Below are 5,332 nucleotides of genomic sequence, written 5' to 3'. Positions count from 1 at the left end.
CGACGACGATCTTGGCGGAGGTGGTGGCGCGGCTGGGGGCGGCCGCGTTAGAGCTTGCGAAGTCCACTGAGGACCCTTTCGAGCAGCGTGACGTCGGGCTGGTTGCCGGATTCACCGCCGGCTGCGGGCTGGTGGATGGCGACCAGGCCGGCCTCGGCCAGGTCCGCCACGAGAATGCGGGCCACCCCCAGGGGGAGGCCGAGCAGGGCGGAGATCTCCGCCACCGACTTCACGTCGGAGGCGCACAGCGAGCAGATCCGCTGGTGCTCGGGCAGCAGCGTGGCCATCCGGGCCGGGTCGACCGACGCGGAGACCAGTGCTTCCAGGGCGAGTTCGTAGCGCGGCCGGGTCCGTCCGCCGGTCATGGCGAACGGGCGGATCAGCGGCTCGGCGTCCTCGTAGTCGTCGAACCCGTCGTCCTCGTAGGGCTGTTCGACGTGCGGCGCCTCGTAGCGGTGCGGCAGGTCGGCGGGGTCGTGCGGGAACGCCTCATGACCGGGGTAGGCCTGGCCGTATCCGTCCGGCTGCGGGTACCAGCGCGGGTCGGACTGCGGGGGCAGGTACGACTGGCCACCGTTGTCGAACTGCGGCGCGTACTGCTGCTGCTGACCGTGGCCGACGCCGGGAGTCCCGAAAGCGTCGTGGCCGGAGCCCGCGTACGGGACGCCGAACTGGCCACTGTGGTCGGGCGGTGTCACGGTTCATCTCCTCGGGGTGCGGCGGTGCGTAGCGGGCCGCGTCGCCGGAGGAGCGCCGGGGCCGGTGGTGCGAAGGCCGTACAACGCCCGGTCCCGAGGCCGCCGAAGCGGCCTCGGGACGGGCAATGAGGTCTTTCGAATACCAGGACGGTATCCGACGAACCGTCAGTGCAGGAGACTGCCCTGGAGTTCGGCCCGCAGAGCGGGCGTCAGGACCGCGCCCGCGCGGTCCACCAGGAGGGCCATCTCGTAGCCGACGAGACCGATGTCGGAGTCCGGCGAGGCGAGCACCGCGAGCGCGGAGCCGTCGCTGACCGCCATCAGGAACAGGAAGCCCCGCTCCATCTCGACCACGGTCTGGGTCACGTCGCCGCCCTCGAAGATCCGGCTGGCGCCGGAGGTCAGCGAGCTCAGCCCGGAGGCGACCGCGGCAAGCTGGTCGGCACGGTCCCGGGGGAACCCCTCGGACATGCACAGCAGCAGACCGTCGGCGGAGACCACCACCGTGTGCGACACCCCGGGGGTGTTGTCCACGAAGTTGGTGATCAGCCAGTTCAGGTTCTGTGCGGCCTGGCTCATCTGGGTCAACTCAACGCTCCTGCTGGTTCGAGCCGCCGAAGAGATCGGTGCTGCTGTTGTGCGGTCCATCACCGTACGCCCCCTGGTCGGGGTCGATCCGGAAACTACCGGTGGTCCCGGAGTCGCCGCCGGCCTGGCGGCCCTGCTCGACGCCGCGGCGCAGGTTGGTCAGGCGGCCGCGTACCTCGTTCGGGTCGCGGGAGACCTGCGGGCCGTCCTGCGGGGTGGGCTTGGCGTTGCCCGGCACCAGGTTCTGCCGCGGCACGCGGCGCGGCAGACCCGACGGGGTCGTGCCCGAGGTGGAGGGCTCGCGGAGCTTCTCCGCGCGCTGCCAGTCACCGTCGTTGGGGGACTCCCACTCGCTGGGCGCGGAGGTCGGGCCGGTCGGGCCGTAGCCGCCGAGCGCCGACACGTCGTGGCCGCGCGACTCGACGGGCGCCGAGGTGTCCTTCGCGCCGGTGAACCAGTTCGGGCTCTCCGCGTCCGGCCCGCCGGCCGGGCCCGCCAGCTGCTGGCCGGGCCGGCGCTGCGGCAGCCCGCCGCCGGTCGACCCGCCCGGGGCCGGCGGCAGCGCCGGCAGCTCCTCCGCCGGGTACGGGTGCCCGGCGGGCTCCTCGTAGCCGTAGTCCTGCTGCTGGTACTCGTCGGCGTACTGCGCCTGCGGGTACTGCTCGTCGCCGTACTGCTGCTGGTCGGCGAACTGCCCGGCGGCGTACGGCTGCTGGTACTCGTCGCCGTAGCCCTGGCCGGCCTGGAACGGGTCGTCCTGGAAGCCGGCCGGCGCGTACGGGGCCTGGTACTGGCCGGGCGCGTACGGGTCGTCCTGGTAGTGCTCGCCGGGCGTGTACTGGTCACGGCCGTAGCCGCTGTCCTGGTAGCCGTAGGCGTCGTCCTGGGCGGCCTGCTGGGGCTCGTAGGCGTCCGTGAAGGGGTCGGACTCCGGACGGCGGTAGTCGTCCGCGTACGGGGCCTGGTAGCCGTTCTCGGTGCGGTCGTCCCCGGCGCCGTAGGGCGACTCCAGGATCTCCGCCTCCATCGGCTCCTCGAGGGCGGCGCCCGGACCGATCTCCAGGGCGGCCCGGCGGCGCTGCTCCTCCAGGCGCTGCGAGCGCTGCATGGACTCCAGCGCGGGGGAGAAGCCGTTGCCGCCGGGCAGGCCGCGGCCCGGCAGGTGGTCGTCGAAGCCGAGTTCGGCGGCGGTGCGCTCCTGGCCGTCGAAGGACCACTCGGCGGGGGTCTCCTGCTCGGCGAAGATCCGCGAGACGGTGAACTCTTCGTTCTGCGGCTCGGGCACCGCGACCAGCGAGGTGAGCTGCTGCGGCAGCATGACCAGCGAGGTGGTGCCGGCCGACTCGCCCGAGGGGCGCAGCTGCACGCGGATGTCGTGCCGCTGGGACAGCCGGCCGACCACGAACAGGCCCATGCGGCGGGAGATGGTGGCGTCCACGGTGGGCGGTTCGGCGAGCTTCTCGTTGATCTCGGCGAAGTCCTCGGCGGTCAGGCCGATGCCCTTGTCGTGGATCTCCACCAGCACCCGGCCGTCCGGCAGGCTGGTGGCGTTGACCAGCACCCGGGTCTGCGGGGAGGAGAACGAGGTGGCGTTCTCCAGCAGCTCGGCGAGCAGGTGGACGAGGTCGGTCACGGCGGGGCCGACCACGTCGGCCTCGGGGATGCCGGCCAGTTCGATGCGCTCGTAGTGCTCCACCTCGGAGGCGGCGGCGCGCAGCACGTCGACCAGCGGGACGGGCGTGTTCCAGCGGCGGCCGGGCTCCTCGCCCGCGAGGACGAGGAGGTTCTCGCCGTTGCGGCGCATGCGGGTGGCCAGGTGGTCCAGCTTGAAGAGGTTCTCCAGCTGGTCCGGGTCGGCCTCGTTGTTCTCCAGGTCGGTGATCAGCGACAGCTGGCGCTGGATCAGGCTCTGGCTGCGGCGCGACAGGTTGGTGAAGATCGCGTTGACGTTGCCTCGCAGCAGCGCCTGCTCGGCGGCCAGCGAGACGGCCTGCTGGTGGACCTGGTCGAAGGCGCGGGCGACCTCGCCGATCTCGTCCGTGCCGTGCAGCGGGATCGGGGCGACCGAGGTGTCGACCCGCTCCGGGTCGGTCTTGGAGAGCTTGTCGACCAGCTCCGGCAGACGGTGGTTGGCGATGTCCAGCGCGGCGGTGTTCAGGGTCCGCATGCCGAGGATCATCGAGCGGGCGATGTAGCCGGTGAGCAGACCGGCCAGCACCAGCGAGGCGATCACGATCAGCGCGTTGAGCACCCAGTCGGTGAACGCCCGGTCCTTGATGCCCTGGGCGTCGGCGACGACCTGGTCCAGCAGCTCGGTCTCGGCCGTGCGCAGCGCGCTCATGTGGCTCTTGGTGGCCTGGTCCCACAGCGGGCGGGTCAGGCCGTCGGCGCCGGCCAGGTCGACGATCCGGGTGGCGGCGTCGCGGCTGGAGGCCGCGGTGGCCAGCTGGCTGCCGTAGTTCATGCCGATCGCGAGCAGCGAGATCATGCTCGGCATGGTGCGGCCGTCCGGCATACGCAGCGGCAGGCGCTGGTCGGCGGTGGTCTGGGCGACCTCGGCGTCCGCGTAGACCTTCACCTCGTCGCTGCTGGACGCGGTGTTGAACTCGTCGCGGGCGGTCTGCTCCAGCTTGGCGGCGACCTGCAGACCCTGGATCAGGTCCTGGCCCTCGTGGCCGTCCACGCCGCCGACGCCGAGGCCGACCAGCAGGTGCAGCATCAGCGCGCGCTGGGCCGAGGCGGCCGCCTTGGCCAGCGACATCGCGTAGATGGCGCGGCCCTTGGAGGTGACGTTGGTGGAGCCGAAGCCGACCGAGTTGTCCATCGACAGCAGCGGCGCGTACATCATCGAGTACGCGTTGATGGTCGCGGTCGCGAACAGCTCCGGCTTGTAGGCGTTCTGCCGCAGGTGGGGGAGCCACGACACCATCGACTCGAACTGGCCGTTGCGGCGGGCGACGGTCGCGTCGTCCTTGATCTTGGAGAAGGCGGAACGGTACTCGGCCAGCGCCTGGTCGGTCTTGTCCCGGAGCTTCTTCACCTCGCCCTGGTCGCCCTGGCCGGTGAGCAGCGGCACCAGGCTGTCGTCGCGCTCCTGTTCCAGGGCGTCGGCCAGCTTGGTCGCGGCGCTCGCCAGCTTCGCGATGCGCACCGCGCGGTCGGCGTTGCTGTAGTCGTCCAGCGAGGTGTTGACGCGCAGGCCGCCGAAGACCAGCGCGATCACCACGGGGATGACCAGGATGGCCACCAGGCGGGTCGGCACCCGCCAGTTCAGCGGCGACAGGAAGTCGGCCCGGCCGCCGCCGCTCTGACGCTTGCTCTCCTTGGCGGCGCCGGCCCGCTCGGCGGACTCGCCGGCGGCCGCGGGGGCGGTGCGCTGCGGCTCGCCGCGGTCCTCGGCCGCGGTGAACGCGGAGAACTGACCTGTGGTCCGGCCGCTTGCCGGTTCCTGCTGGCGGGGCTCTGAGCGCCGCTGCGGGGTGACTGGCTGCTTACGCCTCACTCGACAACAACCTCTCGACCGACTGGCGGCCATGGATCAATCCGGCGGCTACCCCCCGACGGGCCGCGACCCGCTCGGATACTACGGGGTAGCTGGAATTCAACACGAGCCGGAGAAGCGGACAAACGGCTGCCCCGCCCCGCACGCCCGGGGAGGAAAGTGGACATTTGCGGCGGAACTTCCGCAAAGGTCTAGGCCATTGGCGCGGACCGGAGCCGGACGACTACGTACTGTCAGGAAAGCCCGGCAAATGTGCTGGTCGAACTGTTACCGGGGACGCGAACCATCCTTGGTACGCGCCCCCGGCGGGGCCCTGCTCCACTCACCGCAGGCGGGCGAGAAGGGCGTGCTCGACGAGGGTGATGAGTGCGCTCTTGGCGCTGTCCCGGCGTCGGGCGTCGAGGGTGACGATCGGGATGTCCGCGCTGAGTTGCAGTGCCTCCCGTACCTCGTCGCCGGTGTGGGGCTGGTGTCCGTCGAAGCCGTTGAGGGCGACGACGAAGGGGAGTCCCGAGTTCTCGAAGTAGTCGAGGGCGGGGAAGCA

General features: G+C 71.5%; 3 protein-coding genes and 1 pseudogene. All 4 read right to left on the bottom strand.

The features are described from left to right. Positions 1-47: 47 nt before the first annotated feature. Positions 48-698, bottom strand: a complete 651-nt coding sequence (locus ACFYS8_RS36415; protein WP_387649955.1) for a DUF742 domain-containing protein — start codon at positions 696-698, stop codon at positions 48-50. A gap of 165 nt (positions 699-863) precedes the next feature. Further along, positions 864-1,277 (bottom strand): roadblock/LC7 domain-containing protein, encoded by a 414-nt coding sequence (locus tag ACFYS8_RS36410; protein ID WP_387649956.1) that lies wholly within the window; start codon positions 1,275-1,277, stop codon positions 864-866. A 10-nt stretch (positions 1,278-1,287) separates the two neighbouring features. Then, complete coding sequence (locus ACFYS8_RS36405) at positions 1,288-4,788, bottom strand: nitrate- and nitrite sensing domain-containing protein (RefSeq protein ID WP_387649952.1); 3,501 nt, start codon at positions 4,786-4,788, stop codon at positions 1,288-1,290. Between the two features lie 322 nt (positions 4,789-5,110). Continuing rightward, positions 5,111-5,332: pseudogene (locus tag ACFYS8_RS36400) on the bottom strand (ATP-binding protein); the annotation flags it as partial.

This window comes from Kitasatospora sp. NPDC004615 (assembly GCF_042873545.1).
In the GTDB taxonomy this organism is placed as follows: domain Bacteria; phylum Actinomycetota; class Actinomycetes; order Streptomycetales; family Streptomycetaceae; genus Kitasatospora.
Note: the sequence above shows the minus strand (reverse complement) of the source record. Positions and strands in the feature narration are given on the sequence as shown.

Excerpts from the sequence above, each read along its gene's own strand:
- ACFYS8_RS36410 (WP_387649956.1), bottom strand. The coding sequence starts at position 1,277 with ATGAGCCAGGCCGCACAGAACCTGAACTGGCTGATCACCAACTTCGTG.